We start from the raw sequence: 19,191 nt of genomic DNA on the forward strand, positions 1-19,191 counted from the left end.
ACTAGTGTTAGATTAATCCTTGTGCCGTATCCCGTGTCAAGCTCTCCGGTGTGCACCACAGATCCGCAGGTCGGGCCGCTGTGAGGAGTCACCATGTCGACAAGTAGCTCCGACGCGGCCGAAACCTCCACCACACGGCGGGGCAGGCCGCCGCAGACGAGGGAGCAGGCCGACGAGGTCCGCGCCAGGATCGTGGCCGCCACCGCCGCCGTGTTCACCCGAACCGGGTCGCGGGGGCTCAACGTCGCGCAGATCATCGAACAGGCGGGGTTGGCCCGTCCGACCTTCTACCGCTACTTCGGCAACGCGGTCGAACCGCTGCACGCGCTGCTGACCACGTCCAATGCCGGGCTGGTCGGTGGCATCCGTACCGCGCTGTCGGGCACCGACGAACCCGTCGAACTCGGCATCCGCCTCATCGACGCCTATCTGGACTGGGCACGCGGCCACGGCGCGATGCTGCGCCCGCTCTTCGCCGAACTCCACGACCCGGCCTCACCGGTGTCGGAATACCGCGAACGCGCCTTCGACGACATCCGGGCCTCGGTGCGCGACACCTTCGCCGCGCTCGGCCGCCCCGCGCCCAGCCCCCTCGACCTCGACGCCGCGCTGCACGTCTGCGAATACGTGGTCTTCCGGATCTCCGCCGACGCCGGTCCCGGCGCGGAACCCGATCCCGAAGTGGTCGCCGAGGCCAGATTGACCATGATCCGCGTCCTGCTGACCACCCTCGGGACGAGGACCGACCTCGAATACGCCCTCGGGCTGCCGGGACTGTTCCCCGAAAGCGCCGATTGACGGGACCGGTTCCGGCTAGTCGACAGCCGAGGGAGTCACGGTGCGTTCCCGCGATCCGTCACCCGCTGCGCGGCGGGCGATCACCCGCTGTTCCACACGCCGGATCAGGTCCGCGACGCGTGCGTCGCGGGTCAGGCGATCGTCGAGGACGACGTTGATCGCGCCGCGCAGCAGGGCGTAGGGCTCCCACTGGATGGGGGCGATGGTGCGGGGGGCGCGGCGGACGATACCTTCGGCGACCGACGCGGCGCCCTCGCGGGCGGAGATGCGGCGGCTCAGCGGCCACGGCAGCAATTCGCCTACCGCGCGGCCCAATTCGTCGTCGTCGAGGGTGCCGTGGGTCATGGCGGTGTCGACGATGCCGAAGTAGGCGACGCCCGCGGTCGCACCCGCCGCCGCCAGTTCGACGCGCAGGGCGCGACCGAATTGTTCGACGGCGGCTTTGGTCGTCATGTACGGCGAACCGGCCATGCCGGGGGCGAAGGCGGCGGCCGAGGACACCACGACCACGTGTCCGCCGACGTCGATGATGTGCGGCAGCGCCGGGTGCACGGTGTTGAACACGCCGATCAGGTTGATGGCCACGACACGATCGAAGACGGCCGGATCCATGGTCGCGATCGTCGCGGGTTCCGGTACCACTCCGGCGTTGGCGACGACCACGTCGATGCGGCCGAAGGTCGCGTGCACCCGCTCGACGGCGGCGCGCATGGTCTGCCGGTCGGCGACATCGGCGGTGACGGCCAGCGCGCGCTCCCCCAGCTCACGCGCGGCGGTCTCGGCCGCGGTGGCGTCGATATCGAGGATCGCGACGCGCGCGCCGCGTTCGTGCAGATCCTCGGCCAGCGCCCGCCCGATCCCGGTGGCCGCGCCGGTGATGAGCGCGACCTTGCCTCGGGGGTCGAGGGCGCCCGCGCTCTGCGACACCGACGGCACCGCCGCGAGCAGTTTGCGTACCGACAGCAGGTCCGTCAGGCTCATCGGCCACTCAATTCGTAGGATTCGGCGTCGAAACGCCTGGTGCGACGGCGGTATTCGAAACTCCAGTTCGGATACAGACCGGAATTGTGGCCGTCGGCGGTCTGGTAGTAGCTGCGGCAGCCACCGGTGAGCCACGCGGTCTCGCGGCTGCGTTCGGCGACCTCGTCGAGGAAGGCGCTCTGCACGTCCTTCCTGACTTCGACACGGCCGAAACCCTGCTCGCGCATGGTCCGCAGCGCGTCGACGATGTAGTGCAGTTGGGCTTCGATCATGTAGATGGCGGACTGGTTACCCGCCGCCCCGAACGGACCGAGGGTGCAGAAGAAATTCGGGAAACCGGCGATGGCGGCGCCGAGGTAGCTGCTGGGACGGCGATGGTAGTGGTCGGCGATGGACAGTCCGTCCGCGCCGTGGACCCGTTCGAAAACGCCCGCGGGCATACCGAATCCGGTTCCCCAGATCAGGGTGTCGACCGGATGTTCGACACCGTCGGTGGTGATGACGGAATGCGGGCGGATCTCGCGGATGCCCTCGGTCACCACTTCGACATTGGGCTGGGTCAGGGCGGGGAAATAGGCGTCGGAGAAGATCGCGCGCTTACAGCCGATGACGTAGTCGGGGGTGAGTTTGCGGCGCAGTTCGGGGTCGCGGACCTGGCGCAGCAGTTGCAGTTTCGACAGCGTCTCGTAGGGATGCCGGAAACGTTTGTCGACGAATCCGACGAGTCCGAACCCCTCGATACCCGCGTAGAACGCGCCGCGAATCGCTTTGCCGAGCAATGGCATCCGGCGCAGCGCCGCGCGCTCTACGCCGGTGGTGGTGCGGTCGAGACGGGAGACGATCCACGGCGCGGAACGCTGGAAGACCGTCAACGAGTCGACCACCGGCTGGATCTCGGGGATGAACTGCACCGCGGACGCGCCGGTGCCGATGACGGCCACCCGCTCGCCGGTCAGATCGTGCTCGTGGTCCCAGTGCAGCGAGTGGAACTGCTTGCCCGCGAAGGTGTCCCGGCCCGGCATCGCGGGGATCTGCGCCTCGCTGAACGGTCCGACGGCCGAGATCAGGATATCGGCGGTGAGTTCGCCGCGGCCGGTGCGTAACCGCCACCGGTTCTCCGGTTCGTCCCAGCGCGCCTGTTCGAGGTCCGCGCCGAAACGCATGTACCGCCGCACGTCGTGTTCGTCGGCGACACCGCGCAGGTAGGCGAGGATCTCCGGTTGCGTGCCGTAGGTGCGCGACCAGTCGGGGTTGGGCGCGAACGAGTACGAGTACAGGTGCGACGGCACATCGCAGGCGGCACCGGGATAGGTGTTGGCCCGCCAGGTGCCGCCGAGATCGTCGGCGCGTTCGAAGACGAGGAAGTCCTCGAATCCGGCTTCGCGCAATTTCACCGCGAGTCCGATACCGGCGATACCCGCGCCGATGACGGCGATCGAGAGGTGTTCGGGAATATCGTGTGCGCGAATATCTACGGCCATGCCAGCCAAATCCTTTCCGGCGCGGGCGTCCTCGCCCGCCGAGCAGCTAGAGGTCGAGCGTGAGTTCGCCACCGCGCGAGCGTGATACGCAGGTCAGCATCGAATCGGGGCGCTCGGTGTCGGCGAGCAGCCGGTCGCGGTGCTCGACCGTGCCGTCGAGCACCCGAACCTTGCAGGTTCCGCAGAATCCCTGCCGGCACGAGTAGGCGACGCCGGGCAGCACCCGCCGGATGGCGCAGAGCGCCGATTCCCGCGCGCCGACGCGCACGGTGCGGCCGGTCCTGGTGAGCGCGATATCGAACGCGACACCGTCACGCACCGGTGGCGCGGAGAATCGTTCGGTGTGCAGGGCGACCGACGGATCGAGGGAGGCCACCCGCGCGCAGGCCGCCTCCATCAGCGCGGGCGGACCGCAGACGTAGACGGTGGAATTCGGGGCCACCCGGTCGACGAGATCGGCCGGGCCCGCGAGGCCGAATTCGTCGTCGGGTCGCACGATCAGCTCCCCGCCGCGCAACCGCGACAGTTCTTCCAGGAACGGCATACTCGCGCGTGAGCGCCCCGCGTACACCAGCCGCCACGGGATGCCCGCGCGAGCGGCCGCGGCGACCATCGGCAGGATCGGTGTGATGCCGATACCACCGGCGACGAAGAGATAGGATTCGGCGGCGATGAAGGGGAATGCGTTGCGGGGGCCGCGGATTCGGAGTCGGTCACCGGGACGCATCGCGTCGTGCACCTCGGCCGAACCGCCGCCGCCGTCGGCGATGCGACGTACCGTGATCCGATAGCTCGCGCGATCGGCCGGGTCGCCGTCGAGCGAATACTGGCGTTGCCTGCCCGACGGCAGGAATACATCCAGGTGCGCACCCGGCGTCCATTCGGGTAGCAGCGCGCGTCGCGGATCGCGCAAGGTCAGGCTGACGACGTCGTCGGCTTCGACTCGGACGCGGTCGATCACCACGGTGCGGTCGTATCCCTCGCGGCGCACCGGACGCGGGCGCGAGAGCACCCGCGCGGCAGCGGTTTCCACGAAAACCAGCTTGTAGGCGTCCATCGCCGAGACCAGCAGCCGCACCCCCGCGCCGGGACGGAACCCGTCGCTCACGACACGCCGCCTCGCGCGGCGGGCGATTTCGCCAGGTAGCGCAGCGCGTTGTCCATCGGGCCCAGTTGCGAGGGATGGAATCCGGGACGCAGGTAGCGCGGGATCTCGGTGAAGAAGGTGGTGAAACTCGGGACCACGCCCCGCACCGAGGCGCCGGCCAGTTGCCACGGCCACCAGCGGCCCTTCGTCGGCTCGGGATCCCGGTGGAACAGGTAGCCGCCGGAGGCGGCGAACAGGGCGAGCAGTCCCACGCTCGCGATGACCGCCTGTCGCGCCTTCCTGGCGTAACTGCCGTCGACGTACATGTACGCGTCGTAGACGACGCTGCGGTGTTCCACCTCTTCGGCGCCGTGCCAGCGGATCAGGTCGAGCATCGCCGGATGCATTCCCGCGGCTTCGAGTTTGTCGTTGGTGAGCAGCCATTCGCCGATCACGGCGGTATAGTGCTCCATCCCCGCGAACAGAGCGAGCCGTTCGCACAGCCACGCGTGTTTGGCACGGCCGGTGAGGCCGTGATCGCCGAGCAGCCGATCGGTCAGCCACGACATCAGTTCGACCATCGGTCCGACCTCGAGACCGAGCTGTTCCAACTGCCGACGCGCTTGTTCGTGCGAACCGGCGTGCATGGATTCCTGGCCGATGAATCCGCGGACTTCCTCGGCGAGGCGTTCGTCGGAGATCAGCGGAAGCGCTTCGGTCAGCGCCTGCGCCATGGCCCGCTCCCCTTCCGGGAGCACCAGGTGCATGACGTTGATGATGTGCGTCGCCATGACCTCGCCGGGAATGTAGTGCATCGGCACCGAGGCGAAGTCGAAGCTGACATCGCGGGCGTGGATGGCGTGCGCCTGATCGGTATATGCAGCGGAACCCATGGTCCTCACGTCTCCTCGATGAAACCGGACATACGAAATGTATTTCTGAAATCACATGATGTCAACATCAGCTGATGTCTACTTCTGGATATGAGAAGATCGGCGTCATGGTCGCCGAATCGGACGCAACCCAGCCCGGCACCCGACGCTGGCGCGGGCTCGCCCCCGCCGAGCGGGTCACCGCGCGCCGCGAACAGCTGGTCGCGGCGGGAATCGAGCTGATGGGCACCGTCGGCGCGGGCGAGACGTCCATGCGCGGCATCTGCCGTCAGGCGGGACTCACCGAGCGGTACTTCTACGAGAGTTTTCCCAATCTCGACGCCCTGATGACCACCGTGCTCGAAACCGTGGTGCTGGCGGCGCGCGACCATCTCCTCGACGCGCTGACCACCGCGCCGATCGATCGCGACGCCATGTTCCTGCACTGCGTCGCGGCGTTCACCGATTTCCTGACCGACGATCGCCGACGCGGGCGGATCATGTTCGTGGAATGCCAGGCCACCCCCGCGCTCACCGCGCGCGCCGACGAGCTCATCGAATTGTTCACCGCGCCCATCGCCCTGACGATCGGCGCGGGCGACTACCGCAATCCGGCCCCGGATCACACCGACAGCGTGCTCAACGCCAACGCGATCTTCGGATCACTGGCGTATCTGTACCGGCCGTGGCTGACCGGTTCGATCCCGGTGTCGCGGGAGCGGTTCGACGAACACGCCGCCCGACTGCTCACCGGTATCGCGCTGATCCGCTCCGGGCCGCCGGAGCCCGAATCCGTCGCGCGGGAACGTGGTTCGCGCGAATCGGAATTCTAGGATCGTGGATCCGCGAGAGGGTCGCGCCCGCGCCCCGGCGGCGGACTTCCGGTCCGCGGTTCCCGATCCGATGATCGACGGCCGTGTCATTCCAGGACGCTTCGTCCGTGAATGACACGGCGCGAACCGCCTCTCCTGTGTTTCGATGGAACCGTTTTCCCGGCGCGTGCGTCTCAATGGGTAACGCGACTATCGGAAGGGGCGACGGATGTCCGTGGAGAGTCCGTTCGGGGGGTTCGTCGAGGACGCGAAATCCGGCGCGCTGACCGTGCGCATGGAACCGCAGACCTTCCTCGAACTCGACAGGGCCTGCGAGGAGCTGATTCTCGAACTGTCGCTGGCCAGGAACGACGCGCGGGCGCTTGGTGAGCGCACGGCCTGGGGACTCGGCGAGACGAATACGCGCCTGTCCTCGGCACGGGAACTGGTCACCCTGTTCAGGCAACAGGCGTTCGGCGGGCCGGACAACGCGTACGACACCCTCGCCGAATACATCGACGTCGCCACCGAGATCCGGTCGCTGCTCACCACGATTCGCGAAACCTACGAGCGGACCGACGAGGACTTCGCGCGCGGGATCCGGGAAATACGGCAGTGAACCGCCGAAGACACGGCGGGCGTGTCCTCGGATTCGGCGTGGTGGCACTGTCGCTCGCCCTCACCGCGTGCGGCGCCGACGGTACCGCGATGCCCACCGCCGACGCACCGGTCACCACGGCGACACTCACCACCAGCGCCGATTCGGGATCCATCAATTTCGACCCGTGCGCGGCGTTGACGCCACCGTTCCTCGCGCAGCGCCGGTGGGATGCTCGCCCGCCGCAGCCACGGATCGACAATGCGGGCGGCTCCTCCTGGAAGGGATGCGCCTACACCGCCTCGGGCGCGTACACCTTCCGCGTGCAGACCACCGACACGACCCTGATCGCCGTGCGGGAGAAATTCCCCGTCGCCATGGCGACGACCGTCGGCGGACGCCGAGCGATGCGATACGAGGCACGCCCCGACGTGCCGGGCGGGTGCACCATCAATGTCGAGATGAAATCCGGTTCCCTGTTCATCCTGGTGGACGATCCGCGTCGCGCCCATCCGCGCGGACTGTCGCCCTGCGACAACGTCACCGAGATCGCCGAAGCGGTGGTTCCGCTACTGCCCGAGGGCAGTTGACGGCGGCCGCTTCGACGGCGTGGGGGATCTCGGCGCGGTCGGCGCGCAGTGCACGCCACTGCTGTTCGGGATGATCGGCGACAAGCAGCGCGGGGCGGTCGCGACGAGCACCGGGATCAGGATCCGTCGAAGGCGTCGAGCAAACGCTGAGCGGCGAGCGCCGCGGTGAGAGTGCCTTCGCGAACCTGCGATTCGACTTCGGCGCGAAGGGATTTCACCCTCGGGTTGTCGGCAAGACGGCGCAGCAGTTGATCGTGCACCATGGTCCAGGTCCAGTCGATCTGCTGACGGCGGCGCTTCTCGTCGAATTCGCCCGCGTCGGTGAGGACCCGGCGGTGTTGCAGGACGGTGTCCCAGAACTTGTCCAGGCCGATGCCTTCCAGCCCGCTCATGGTGAGAACCGGTGGGCGCCACAGTGCGTCGTGCGGGTGGATCAGACGGAGCGCGCCCTGGAGTTCACGGGCGGCGGCCTTGGCCTCGATCTCGTGTCTGCCGTCGGCCTTGTTCACCGCGACCAGATCGGCGAGTTCGAGAACGCCTTTCTTGATGCCCTGCAACTGATCTCCGGTGCGGGCCAGGGTCAGGAAGCAGAACACGTCGACCATATTGGCGACGGTGACCTCGGACTGGCCGACGCCGACGGTCTCGACCAGGATCACGTCGTAACCCGCCGCCTCCAACAGCACGATGGTCTCGCGGGTCGCCTTGGCGACACCGCCCAGCGTGCCAGCGGTCGGCGACGGCCGGATGAAGGCGTCGCGTTCCACCGACAGCCGCGCCATCCGGGTCTTGTCGCCGAGGATGGAGCCGCCGGTGCGGGTGGAGGACGGGTCGACGGCCAGGACCGCGACCCGATGGCCCTTCCCGATCAGCGACATGCCGAGCGCGTCGATGAACGTCGACTTGCCGACGCCGGGAACACCGGTGATGCCGACCCGATTCGACACCACGGTGCTGTCGGATCCCTGCACCTCCGGTGTCAGCTTCAGCAGCAGCCGCTGGGCCAGATCCCGGTGGTCGGTCCTGGTCGATTCCACCAGGGTGATGGCCCGCGCCAAGGCGGCCCGTTCGTTGGCGCGGACCGCGTCGGCGAGTGCGTCGACATCGATGGCACGGCGCGTGGCCGCCCGCTGCGGGGCGGCCGAACCTGCTTCGCTCATTCCGTCGCGGTGGCGTCCGCGCCGTGACCGAGTTCGGCGCCGAGCTTCTTCAGCAGGTCGATCGCCGCGTCGGCGATGACCGTGCCGGGCGGGAAGATCGCCGCGGCGCCCGCCTCGTAGAGCTCGTCGAAATCACCGGGCGGGATCACGCCGCCGACGATCACCATGATGTCGGGACGACCCGCGCCCGCCAGTGCCTGCCGCAGAGCGGGCACCAGCGTGAGGTGGCCCGCCGCGAGCGAGGACACACCGACGACGTGCACGTCGTTGTCGGCCGCCTGCTGCGCCACCTCTTCGGGGGTCTGGAACAGCGGGCCCACATCGACGTCGAAGCCGATGTCGGCGAAGGCGGTGGCGATCACCTTCTGTCCTCGATCGTGCCCGTCCTGACCCATTTTCGCGACGAGGATACGCGGGCGACGGCCTTCGGCCTCCGCGAATTCCTCGACGAGTTCGACCGCGGTGGTGATGTTGGTGACCTTCCCTGCCTCGTCGCGGTACACGCCGGACAGAGTGCGGATCTCGGCCTGATGCCTGCCGTAGACCTTCTCCAGCGCGTCGGAGATCTCGCCGACGGTGGCCTTGGCGCGCGCGGCGTCGATGGCGAGGGCGAGCAGGTTGTTCTGCATGCCGCCCTCGGAAGAGCCCGCCGCACGAGTCAATTCGTTCAACGCCCGCTCGACCGCGCCCGAATCCCGGTCGGCGCGCAGCCGCTGCAACTTCTCGATCTGCTCGGCCCGCACGCGGGAGTTCTCGACCTTGAGAACCTCGACCTGCTGATCCTCTTCGACCTGGTACTTGTTCACGCCGATCACCGGCTGCTGCCCGGTGTCGATGCGCGCCTGGGTGCGCGCGGCGGCTTCCTCGATGCGCAACTTCGGGATGCCCTCGCCGATGGCCTGGGCCATACCGCCGTGCGCCTCCACCTCGGCGATATGGGCCCTGGCCCGGTTGGCCAGCTGGTGGGTGAGCCATTCGACGTAGTACGAGCCGCCCCACGGATCGATCGGGCGGGTGGTGTTGGACTCCTGCTGGATCAGCAGCTGGGTGTTGCGGGCGATGCGGGCGGAGAAATCCGTCGGCAGCGCTAGCGCCTCGTCCAGGGCGTTGGTGTGCAGCGACTGGGTGTGGCCCTGGGTCGCGGCCATCGCCTCGATGCAGGTGCGCGCCACATTGTTGTAGGCGTCCTGGGCGGTCAGCGACCAGCCGGAGGTCTGCGAATGGGTGCGCAGCGACAGCGATTTGGCGCTCTTGGGGTTGAACTTCGCGACGAGCTCGCTCCAGAGCAGCCGTCCCGCACGGAGTTTGGCGACCTCCATGAAGAAGTTCATGCCGATGGCCCAGAAGAAGGACAGTCGCGGCGCGAACTTGTCCACCTCCATACCCGCCTCGATACCGGCCCGGATGTACTCCACGCCGTCGGCGAGGGTGTAGGCCAGTTCCAGATCGGCGGTCGCTCCCGCTTCCTGGATGTGGTAGCCGGAGATGGAGATCGAGTTGAACTTCGGCATCTTCGAGCTGGTGTAGGCGAAGATGTCGGAGATGATCCGCATCGAGGGCTTGGGCGGATAGATGTAGGTGTTGCGGACCATGAACTCTTTCAGAATGTCGTTCTGAATGGTTCCGGCCAGCTGTTCGGGCGTGACGCCCTGTTCCTCGGCGGCCACGACGTAGAGGGCGAGAATCGGCAGCACCGCGCCGTTCATCGTCATCGACACCGAAACCTGGTCCAGCGGAATGTGATCGAAGAGCTGGCGCATGTCCAGGATCGAGTCGATCGCGACACCGGCCATGCCGACGTCACCCTGCACGCGCGGATGATCGGAGTCGTAGCCGCGGTGCGTGGCCAGGTCGAAGGCGACCGAGAGGCCCTTCTGTCCCGCCTGGAGATTGCGGCGGTAGAAGGCGTTGGAATCGGCGGCGGTGGAGAAACCCGCGTACTGGCGGATCGTCCACGGCTGATTCACGTACATGGTCGGGTACGGACCGCGCACGAACGGCGCGACACCGGGAACGCTGTCGAGCGGGAACCCCTCGGCCACGATGGCGTCACGATCGGCCTTGGTGAACACCGGCGGCACGTCGATGCCCTCGGGGGTCGCCCACACCAGCTGATCGGGGGTGTAGTGATTCGCCTCGGCGGCCTCGGCGACGAATTCCTTCACCTGCGCGGCGTCGACCGCGGCGGGTTCGGGCGCGCGCTCGTGCAGCGGCACATCGGCGAAACTGCCGATCACATGTTCGACTTCGCGCGTAGTCATCAGGCTCCTACCTTCTCCAGCAGGCCGGACAGTGCCGCGACCGCGTCGATCTTCGCGGCGAGGTATCCGTCCGGACGCTGTGTCTCACTCAGATCGGCGACCGCCTTCGCGGCACCGGCCAGCAGTACCGTGCCGACACCCGCCGCGCGCAGGGCGTCGACAGCCGCGCCCGCCTCGGTGCCGTAACGCTTGTCCGAACCGCACAGCACCGCGATCGTGGCGCCGGATTCGGCGGCGGCACCGGCGATCGCGTCCGCGTCGAGCGGTCCCGGGTTGACCGATTCGATACCGCCGGAGGCCAGCAGGTTCGCGATGAAGGTGACGCGCACATTGTGTTCGGCCACCGTGCCCAGCGGAACCAGCAGCGCCTTCGGCCGCGCGCCGTTCGCCGCCAGGTAGGCGTCGGACCGGTTGCGCAACCCTTCGAAGGCCGCGCCGTATCGGGTGGTGAGACCGCTTTCGCGGGCGGTTTCCGACAGCGGCTTCTCGGCCAGGTTCGGGAATTCGTTCACACCCGTGACCGCGGTCTTGCGGTGGGCCACATCGGCGTCGCGGGCCGCGCGGGTCTCGGCGATCCGCTCGGCGAGCAGACCCGAGTCGAGCGCGGCGGTGTAGCCGCCCGCGGCCTCGAGTTCCCGCATGAACTCCCACGCCTTGTCCGCGAGGGCGGCGGTGAGGTCCTCGACGTACCAGGAACCCGCGCCCGGGTCCTGGACGTGGCCGAGGCGCGATTCCTCGAGCAGCAGCAACTGGGTGTTGCGCGCCATGCGGTCGGAGAACGACTTCGAGACGCCGAGTTCGCCGACGGGCAGCGCGGAATCGAAGGGCAGCACCGTCACGGTGTCCGCGCCGCCGACGCCCGCGCCGAACGCGGCGAGGGTGGTGCGCAGCAGGTTCACCCACGGGTCGCGCTGGGTCATCATGGCCGCCGAGGTCGCCGCGTGCTGGGGCGCGTCGCCGAAGGCGGGCGCACCGCACACGTGCGCCACTCGCGCCCACAGCTGACGCGCGGCGCGGAATTTGGCGATGGTGGCGAACTGGTCGTCGGTGGCGGCGTACCGGAATTCCAGCTGACCGAGCACATCGGCGATATCGCGGCCGGGGCTCAGCGCGCGCAGGTATTCCAGGCCGGCGGCCACGGCGGCGCCGAGTTCCTGGGCGTCGGACGCGCCCGCGTCGTGGAATACGGTGCCGTCCACGGTGATCGCGCGGATCGTCTCCTCGCGTGCGATGGCCCGGTCGGCGAGGGTCAGCGTCTCCGGCAGGCCCGCGTCGTCGACGCCGGCGAAACGGCTCGTCAGCGGAGCGGCGCCGAGGGCGACCGTGATCGCCGCCCGGTCCGGGGTCTTGTACTCGTCGAGTACCGCGAAGATCCGCGTGGCGGCGGCGGCGACCTCGGGGCCCGCGCTCACCGTGAGCGGCGCGAGTTCGAAGAGCAGTCCGGCGATCGCGGTCGGCAACTGCTCGACCGGCACTCCGCGCTCGCCCGTGGCGATCCACGCGGCGCTGTGGCCGTTCTCCAGACCGAACAGGATCTCCCGGTTGGCGGCGGCCGCGTCGGACGAGGTGACCGGCGCGGTCACGTACCAGCCGCGGTGGACGTCACGGGTCGCGTCGCGTCCGCGCACGAAGGGGAAGGCGCCGGGCAGCGGCTGCTCGGGCAGCTCGTCTCGACGGGTGTACAGGGGGGCGACGGTGAGTCCGTCGTAGGTGGTCTCCGCGAGCAGATGCTCGGGCTCCTCCGGCAATTCGGCGATCTCGACCCTGCGGGCCTTCGCCAGGACGCCGGCCACTCCCTTACGCCATGCGGCGTACTCCGGTACCGACTCGGCGGCCGGTTCTGAAGCAATCGGCACTGCTTTCCCTCTTCCACTCGAGATGGCGCACCCACTGTGCGCGCCCATTACCTCCATATCCGCCCAGGTCAGCGAGTACTTCGGTTAACGAGCATTCGTCCCGTTTCTTCTGATGCTAGCGGCAGTGTCCCCGAGGGTTGACCCTGGCCGCCACTACCAACCGGTAACCTCCCTCGCGTGACCTGGCTCATTCGCAACCGGCGTATCGTCGCGCTACTTCTCGGCGTCGGCATCCTGTTCGTCGGCGCGATGCTGATTCCGCTGCCGGGTCCGCAGCGGATGCAGGAGTGGGCCGATTCGGTCGGCCCCTGGTTCCCGCTGGTGTTCTTCGTCGTCTACGCCGTCGCGGCGACCGCGCCGATCCCGCGCACCGTGCTCACCGTATCGTGCGGGGTCCTGTTCGGTCCGCTGGTCGGCAGCGTCGTCGCCCTGTCCGCGACCACCGTCGCCGCCGCCCTCGCACTGCTCCTCGTCCGGGCCCTCGACCGCGACCACGTCGCCGCCCGACTGACCCATCCCGCCGTGCGCGCCATCGATCAACGCCTCGAACGACGCGGCTGGCTCGCGGTCGGATCACTGCGCCTGGTCACCTTCGCCCCGTTCTCGGTCGTGAACTACTGCTGCGCGCTGTCCTCGGTGCGTTTCTGGCCCTACCTCGCCGCGTCCCTCATCGGCTCGGTCCCCGGCACCGTCGCCACCGTCATCCTCGCCGACGCCTTGACCGGAGGCACCCACCCCGCGATGCTCGCCGTCTCCGGTCTCTGCATAGCGATCGGGCTGATCGGCCTCGTCGTCGACAGCCGATGGAACCCCGACCCGTCGGCGCCCGTCGAGGTTCCGGCCCCCGCAGCCGCACTCCCGCCTCGGTAGGACGCGCAGTCGTCGGCGACGTACCGAACCCCGGCTAGCGGCGGGTGCGGGCGGTGAGGTCGTCGAGCAGGATCATGACCTCGCCCGCTCGTTTGATCACCTCGGCCAGGCGGATACGGAGGCCGAGGATCGCCACGTCGGCGGCGGGGTCGGGTAGCTCGTGGCCCGCGCGTTGCCACTCGCCGTTGGCGGTGATGCGGCCCAGTGGCAGTTCCTGTTCCTCGGCGCCGACGCCGACGCGGGCGAAAACCCGGATCGAGGCGTGCGGTGAACGGACCCAGAGGTTCAGTTCCTCGAGGTGTCCCGGGACGGTGAACGCGGCGCCCGGTTTGGGGTTCAGTTCGATGTCGAGACCTTCCTCGGCGGCCTTGACCAGCAGGGCGACGGCCCGGTAGTCGGCGCCGGCGGCGCCGTTGGCGTACACGCCGGGTTCCTTGCTCGGCGCGCCCTCCGCGAAGGTGGTGATATGGCTCTGCCCGGCCCCCGGGCCACCGAGATCCCAGTTGTCCTTGTTCTCGAAGTCTTCCAGGAGAACTTCGACCGACGTATCCGCCATCAGGGCATCCCTTCATCCACACCAGCCGATCGCTCCGGCTTTCCGAGCACCCTACAAGTCACCCGATCGGCCACGCCCGGATATCGATTCGTTCACCTGCGGGTCGGATCGGTCCGGTAGGGGCCGGCGATCGGCAGCGGCAGCGGCAGCGGGCGCCCGGGTGTGCCGGTTATCACACAGCGTGTGTGATCGCGGGTATCGAGGCGGGTGCCCGGGTGGCGGCGCGAACGGGTCGTCGTACCCGAAACCAGGAATGGGCGATCGGGTCGCTAATCCTCCCGGCGACAGGATGTTTCGGATATCCGGCGCGGGACGCGGACCGGGTCCCCCAGGTGGCTCACGGATCGGCGAGAGGGTTTCGGCCGTGCGGAGCGGATCGGCCCGTGGAACGACGGCTGCCCGGCTTCGGGACCGCGAACACCGGGCGACGTGAAAAGTGTACGCGGGCAAGCGTGGTGGACCTCGGGACAACCCGGCCGGGCTCCGCGAACACCGAGCGCCACGGATCGGAGCGATGTGATCGAAACCTTCCGACGCGGCGGTCGACTGGGTGAGAATGGGGTGGCCGAGATCCGGCCGTCAGGGGAAATGTCGGCGCACGATCGGCCGACGGAACATGGGGAAAGCAATGAGAGCCAACACGTTCGCCGCCACTGCTCTACTCGCCATCGGCGCCACCGGCATCACCGCCGGCGCCGCAACGGCACAGCCCGTATCCGATACCGAAGCCGCGATCCACGGGGTCGAACACGGCATCGGCTACGTCGCGGCCGCCACGGCCGATCGCACCGGGGTCATCGCGACCGTGGACGCGGGTCGGTTCACGCTCGCACCGGATGCCGCGTGGGTGGCACTGACCGACAACGCGGGAAATATCGTCGCGAGCATTCCGCTCGCCGCCGGACAGAGCACAGCGCAGATCGGTGCCGAGGGCCGCACGCTCACACTCACGCCGCAGTCGGCGAGCGCGCGGGCCATCGACGAGGCCGCCGACACACTGGCCCGCAAGCAGTACAACGCCGGAATCGGGGCACTGGTCGGCGCCGGTATCGGCGCGGTACTCGGTTTCTTCCTCGGTGGCGTCGGCGCCCTGGTCACCGTCCCGATCGGGGCGGGTATCGGCGCGCTCGTCGGTTACTCGACGCCGTAATCGCGGGTTCGCTGCCGCCGGTGCCGGGTCGCGCGCACCGGCGGCAGCGGCGCGGGCGGGGGGCTTCCATGCGTTCGGCCGGGCTGGATACGATGGCCGAGCGCTCGTTCGTGCCAAGCCCGCCGACCCGCGCGCAGCACGGGTGGGCGCACGTCCGGGCAGGCCGTTTCAAGGAAGAAGGACCACGCATGAAGCGAAATCTGAACTGCCCCTGCGGCGAGACCATCGTCGGCACCGACGAGGACGACCTGGTCACCAAGACCAAGGCCCATCTCGCCGCGAACCACCCCGGGCACGACTACTCCCGCGAGGAAATCCTTTTCATCGCCTACTGACCCGCCCCCGCGCCACGACGTCATCGCCGAGGCGCGGAGCGGGCTGTATGTACTGCCGCGATCGGGGGCGGTCCGCGGTATCATCCGCCGCCCCCGGCGCGACTTCCGGACGGATCGACTGCCGAATCATCGATGCCGTTCAGTCCGGATCCACCCGGGGTCGCGGCCTCGGTCCGATCTGGTCGAGCAGCGCGTTGACCTCGTCGGGAAAACCGTTCGTCACCGGTTTCGCCGTCTTGTGCGGGAAACGACGGATGACGTGTTCCTCGGCCGCCGATCCCGACAGCACATAGACCGGTTCCTCGGTGTTCTGTAGCGGCCGCACCACCTCGTCCAGGTGGGATTTCCGGTCGTCGAGATAGGCGCCGATCACGTCCTCCCCCGCCGGGCACACCGCCATGCAGTACCCGGCCTTGTAATTGGGTTTGAACGACAGGCTCTGCCACATCGAGAACGATTCCCCGGTGCTCACCCGCTCGCGGTAGTCCGCGCGGCTGTCGCTGTCGGCAATGGTCTCCGCCCAGTCGGTGAACCCGCCCATGAATTCCCGGTAGTTGTGGGTGTAGCAGGCCTGGAAGTCGAAACCCGCGTCCTGGGTGATCGCACCGACCGGGCACGCGGACACGCACAGTTTGCATTCCAGGCACGGAGTGAAATCCAGCGGCGAACTCGGCTCGTCGACGACGGCGTCGGTGACGATCGTGCCGAGCAGGATGAAATTGCCGAATTTCGGGTGGATGACATTGCGGTGGATGCCCATCACCCCGAGCCCGGCGGCCTCGGCCACCACCTTGTGCGCGATGACCCAGATACGGCCGGGGAATTTGTCCACCTCCATCGGATAACCGGGCGCCGGGTAGACCGCGCGATAGCCCGCGTCCTGCAATGCCGTGGTGATTCGACGCGACACGGCATTGGTCTCGTCGTCGGCATGGTTGAACTCGGTATTGGCGAGGCTGCGCTGCGGACTGCGCAGGTTGTCGCGGTTCATCCGCACGCAGAAGGCGACGAAGGTGCGTGCCGACGGCAGGATCGCGCGCGCGTGCTCGTACTCCGGCGCGACGCGCGGATCATCGATCGGAACGAAACCCACGTCCTCGGCGCCCGCCGCCAGGCACAGTTCCCGCAGCCGGGACGCCGTGAGTACCGGATCGGGTTTCGTCCGCCCCCGTTCGGCCATCCGTCGCACCGTCGGATGCTGCGCCAGGCGCCGTTGCGCCGATGATTCCTGGTCCATGGTCGACCTCCCGAACTCGACGAGACCTGCGTGGCCTCATAAGGTCGGACCGCCCAGGCAGCCGGAATTCATCGGTGGGCGACCGGAAGAATGTCGACTCTCGTCAACCAAGTTCCACCGGGATCGCGACGACGTCGACCATCGCACCGTGACGCACCGCGCTGATCGGCACGGCCCGGCCTATCGCCTCGGCGAAGAGCGCGCGTTGAATCCCCTGCGCGTCACGTACTTCCACGTCGCCGACGGTGAGAACCAGGTCACCGCGAAGTAGTCCGGCCCGTTCGGCCGGTCCGCCGCGCACGACGTCGACGACGCGCACACCGACGGATTGTCCGGCGCGCCCGGCGATCTCGGCGGTGATCGGTGCGGGCGCACCGACGATTCCGAGGTATGCGCGGCGAATCCGGCCTTCGGTGCGCAGTGTGTCGATGATGCGACGGGTGGTGCCATTGATCGGAACGGCGAGGCCGACGCCGACCACGGCCGCGGAGGTCACCACCCCGACCACTCGTCCGTTCGAATCCGCCAGCGCGCCACCGGCATTACCCGGATTCAGCGCGGCATCGGTGTGGATGACGTCCTCGATGACCCGGCCAGCGCGACGGGAGGCGACCGGGGCCGCTCGACCGAGCGCCCCGACCACTCCCGCGGCGACCGAACCCGCCAACCCCAGCGGGCTCCCCACCGCGACGACCAGTTGACCGACGACGAGGGTGTCGGCGTCACCGAAGGTCACCGCACCGGGCGCACCGTCGCGCGCCCGCAGTACCGCCAGATCGGACAGCGGGTCGACACCCACCGCCTCGAAACGCGATTCCACACCGTCGGCGAAGACGATCTCGCCCTCGGTGGCCGCACCGAGCACCCGCGCGGCGGTGAGCAGGAAACCGTCGTCGGCGCAGACAACGGCGGAACCGCCGCCGTACCGGGTCCGGATTCCGGCGATGTGGCCGGTCACCGCCGCGGCGACGGCGATCACCGTCCGGGAATACGCGTCCATCGCGGTGTCGTCCACACTGACCACCATCCTGCCCACCCGCACCAACAGCAACCACTTCCAGCATGCACCTCGGCGGGCATGGACATGCCGGGTTCGCCACAGCCGCAGATGAATTCGGGATGAACGGGAACCGTCGCCGCGACGGCTAGCGCGCCCCGTTCACCACCTCGAGGAAGACCGATCTCAGCGCGTTCACGTAGCGGTCGACGGAATCGTGGGCGACCGGGGTATCGGGGTAGATCACGCTCAGCGACGTCGCGGTGGGAAACCGGTTGATCCACATCAGCACTTCCTCGGCGGCCGCCCGGTTGGCGTAGACGCCACCGCGCGCCACGTCGAAGAATTCGCTGCCCGCGAAATCGCGGGCGTCCACGTAGGACAGCATCGGATTCGACCAGCCCGCCTGGACCGAGATCCCGGCGTCGTCGGGCACCAGTTCCAGCACCCGATGGAAGGACACGGTGGTCAGTCGGAGTCCGCTTTCGTACGCGCGTTGCGCCGCGACCACCGCGCGGGCGAAGGAGGCGTTCGCGCCGATCGGGAAGGCCACCGGGATCAGGGTCGCGTACCACCCGACCGAGCCGAGTTCGGCGAGTGTGCCCCTGGTGCTGATGGGGGTCATGGTGAAGTAGTAGTCGGCGTCGACGAGTTCGCGTTCGGCCAGCGCGGCGGCGGCGAAGATGCCGCCGGTGAATTCGGCGCCGTTGTCGCGGCACACCTGTTCGAAGCGCGCCGCGCCCTCTTCGTCGAAGAGTGCGACGGTCAGATGGGCGCTGCGGTGGTAGCCCCCGCCGCGTCTGCCGAGATCCAGGGGGAAGGACGGCAGTTCACCCTCGTTGCCGTGGACCAGCTCGAGCCATTTCCTGACCCCGGGCGACGCGGGAGTCAGGAGCGCGGACTGCGCGCGTTCGCGCACGCAGTAGTCGAGATAACTGGCCGGGGCGGGGAGTTCGGTGCCGCCGTCCCACACCTGCGCGGCGTAGAGCTGGGCCAGGTCCACACACGAGAGGTACTGCGCGACACCGTCTGTGTGCAGGTGATCGACGGCGATGTAGACGGTGGTCGTCTCCGCGTGTTCGATGGCGCCGAAGGTGAAACAGTCCCATTGGAACGGTCCAGGCGTCTGCTTCTGGACGTGTTCGCGGATGGCCTCGGCATTGTCGATCTCGCCGTATCCGGTCGGCACGAAATCGATGACATCGGGGTCGACGAGATGGGTGCGCACCGCGCCGTCCGCGCCGAGGTCGAACCAGGTGCGGAAGGTATCGTGCCGCAGCAGGAACGCGTTGACCGCCCGCGTCATCGCGTCGAGATCCAGCGCGCCCGGCACCTGCGCGGTGACGACGCACAGCCCCGAATAGCGGAAGTCGGCGGTGGCATTGCGATGGGCCAGGCGCAGATAGGACTCCTGCTGGTGCGAGGGCGGCGCCGGATGGACGGGCGCCGACGCGGCCCGCGCCACCGAATCCGGCGACGCGGACCAGCTCACGAGCCGACCGGGGGCCGGATCCCATTCGTCGATCAGACCGAAACTGACCACGGGAAAA

The 19,191-nt window shown here is 68.5% G+C and carries 18 protein-coding genes; 7 read left to right on the forward strand and 11 right to left on the reverse strand.

Going from position 1 to position 19,191, the window contains the following annotated elements:
- The first annotated feature begins 93 nt into the window (after positions 1–93).
- Positions 94–798, forward strand: coding sequence for a TetR/AcrR family transcriptional regulator (locus tag OG225_RS21600; RefSeq protein ID WP_405177001.1), 705 nt, complete (start codon positions 94–96; stop codon positions 796–798).
- A 15-nt stretch (positions 799–813) separates the two neighbouring features.
- Here the strand turns inward: OG225_RS21600 and OG225_RS21605 are convergent, their stop codons facing one another.
- The 4 genes from OG225_RS21605 to OG225_RS21620 are packed head-to-tail and all read right to left on the reverse strand — an operon-like array spanning position 814 to position 5,240.
- Positions 814–1,779 carry a short-chain dehydrogenase/reductase gene (locus tag OG225_RS21605; protein WP_405177002.1) on the reverse strand — a complete coding sequence of 322 codons (966 nt, stop codon included), beginning with the start codon at positions 1,777–1,779 and terminating at the stop codon, positions 814–816.
- Positions 1,776–3,260 (reverse strand): flavin-containing monooxygenase, encoded by a 1,485-nt coding sequence (locus OG225_RS21610; RefSeq protein ID WP_405177003.1) that lies wholly within the window; start codon positions 3,258–3,260, stop codon positions 1,776–1,778. The genes OG225_RS21605 and OG225_RS21610 overlap by 4 nt, the downstream gene beginning before the upstream one ends.
- Positions 3,261–3,306: 46 nt before the next feature.
- Positions 3,307–4,317, reverse strand: a complete 1,011-nt coding sequence (locus OG225_RS21615; protein ID WP_405183326.1) for a PDR/VanB family oxidoreductase — start codon at positions 4,315–4,317, stop codon at positions 3,307–3,309.
- Between the two features lie 47 nt (positions 4,318–4,364).
- Positions 4,365–5,240 (reverse strand): metal-dependent hydrolase, encoded by an 876-nt coding sequence (locus tag OG225_RS21620; protein ID WP_405177004.1) that lies wholly within the window; start codon positions 5,238–5,240, stop codon positions 4,365–4,367.
- Positions 5,241–5,314: 74 nt separating this feature from the next.
- On the opposite strand from OG225_RS21620, the gene OG225_RS21625 reads away from it, so the two are divergent.
- The 3 genes from OG225_RS21625 (at position 5,315) to OG225_RS21635 (ending at position 7,219) form a co-directional block, all read left to right on the forward strand.
- Positions 5,315–6,052, forward strand: a complete 738-nt coding sequence (locus OG225_RS21625) for a TetR/AcrR family transcriptional regulator (protein WP_232839946.1) — start codon at positions 5,315–5,317, stop codon at positions 6,050–6,052.
- A gap of 208 nt (positions 6,053–6,260) precedes the next feature.
- Complete coding sequence (locus tag OG225_RS21630; RefSeq protein WP_216908383.1) at positions 6,261–6,650, forward strand: hypothetical protein; 390 nt, start codon at positions 6,261–6,263, stop codon at positions 6,648–6,650.
- The gene (locus OG225_RS21635) at positions 6,647–7,219 is read left to right on the forward strand and encodes a DUF3558 domain-containing protein (protein WP_405177005.1); all 573 of its coding nucleotides are present in this window, start codon (positions 6,647–6,649) and stop codon (positions 7,217–7,219) included. The genes OG225_RS21630 and OG225_RS21635 overlap by 4 nt, the downstream gene beginning before the upstream one ends.
- Before the next feature lie 116 nt (positions 7,220–7,335).
- Here the strand turns inward: OG225_RS21635 and meaB are convergent, their stop codons facing one another.
- The 3 genes from meaB to OG225_RS21650 are packed head-to-tail and all read right to left on the reverse strand — an operon-like array spanning position 7,336 to position 12,496.
- The gene (gene meaB, locus OG225_RS21640; RefSeq protein WP_405177006.1) at positions 7,336–8,379 is read right to left on the reverse strand and encodes a methylmalonyl Co-A mutase-associated GTPase MeaB; all 1,044 of its coding nucleotides are present in this window, start codon (positions 8,377–8,379) and stop codon (positions 7,336–7,338) included.
- On the reverse strand, positions 8,376–10,640 hold the full coding sequence (gene scpA, locus OG225_RS21645) for a methylmalonyl-CoA mutase (RefSeq protein ID WP_405177007.1): 2,265 nt from the start codon (positions 10,638–10,640) through the stop codon (positions 8,376–8,378). Before scpA ends, meaB begins: the two co-directional genes overlap by 4 nt.
- The gene (locus tag OG225_RS21650; protein WP_405177008.1) at positions 10,640–12,496 is read right to left on the reverse strand and encodes a methylmalonyl-CoA mutase family protein; all 1,857 of its coding nucleotides are present in this window, start codon (positions 12,494–12,496) and stop codon (positions 10,640–10,642) included. Before OG225_RS21650 ends, scpA begins: the two co-directional genes overlap by 1 nt.
- A 177-nt stretch (positions 12,497–12,673) precedes the next feature.
- On the opposite strand from OG225_RS21650, the gene OG225_RS21655 reads away from it, so the two are divergent.
- Complete coding sequence (locus OG225_RS21655; protein ID WP_405177009.1) at positions 12,674–13,366, forward strand: TVP38/TMEM64 family protein; 693 nt, start codon at positions 12,674–12,676, stop codon at positions 13,364–13,366.
- Positions 13,367–13,400: 34 nt separating this feature from the next.
- On the opposite strand, the gene OG225_RS21660 is transcribed toward OG225_RS21655, so the two are convergent.
- Positions 13,401–13,922, reverse strand: a complete 522-nt coding sequence (locus OG225_RS21660) for a hypothetical protein (protein ID WP_405177010.1) — start codon at positions 13,920–13,922, stop codon at positions 13,401–13,403.
- Positions 13,923–14,550: 628 nt separating this feature from the next.
- Here OG225_RS21660 and OG225_RS21665 point away from each other — a divergent pair.
- Together OG225_RS21665 and OG225_RS21670 are read left to right on the forward strand one after the other, a co-directional pair.
- Positions 14,551–15,072, forward strand: coding sequence for a hypothetical protein (locus OG225_RS21665; protein ID WP_405177011.1), 522 nt, complete (start codon positions 14,551–14,553; stop codon positions 15,070–15,072).
- Between the two features lie 188 nt (positions 15,073–15,260).
- Positions 15,261–15,407 (forward strand): DUF1059 domain-containing protein, encoded by a 147-nt coding sequence (locus OG225_RS21670; protein ID WP_109527364.1) that lies wholly within the window; start codon positions 15,261–15,263, stop codon positions 15,405–15,407.
- 139 nt (positions 15,408–15,546) lie between these two features.
- Here OG225_RS21670 and OG225_RS21675 read toward each other — a convergent pair whose 3' ends face one another.
- The 3 genes from OG225_RS21675 to OG225_RS21685 form a co-directional block, all read right to left on the reverse strand.
- Positions 15,547–16,644 (reverse strand): 4Fe-4S binding protein, encoded by a 1,098-nt coding sequence (locus OG225_RS21675; protein ID WP_405177012.1) that lies wholly within the window; start codon positions 16,642–16,644, stop codon positions 15,547–15,549.
- Positions 16,645–16,747: 103 nt separating this feature from the next.
- Positions 16,748–17,671: a S1C family serine protease gene (locus tag OG225_RS21680; RefSeq protein WP_405177013.1), complete on the reverse strand. Its 924-nt coding sequence runs from the start codon at positions 17,669–17,671 to the stop codon at positions 16,748–16,750.
- Positions 17,672–17,789: 118 nt separating this feature from the next.
- Positions 17,790–19,184 carry a condensation domain-containing protein gene (locus OG225_RS21685; protein WP_405177014.1) on the reverse strand — a complete coding sequence of 465 codons (1,395 nt, stop codon included), beginning with the start codon at positions 19,182–19,184 and terminating at the stop codon, positions 17,790–17,792.
- Positions 19,185–19,191: the final 7 nt, after the last annotated feature.

It is taken from the genome of Nocardia sp. NBC_01377, assembly GCF_045040005.1.
Taxonomy (GTDB): Bacteria; Actinomycetota; Actinomycetes; order Mycobacteriales; family Mycobacteriaceae; genus Nocardia; species Nocardia noduli.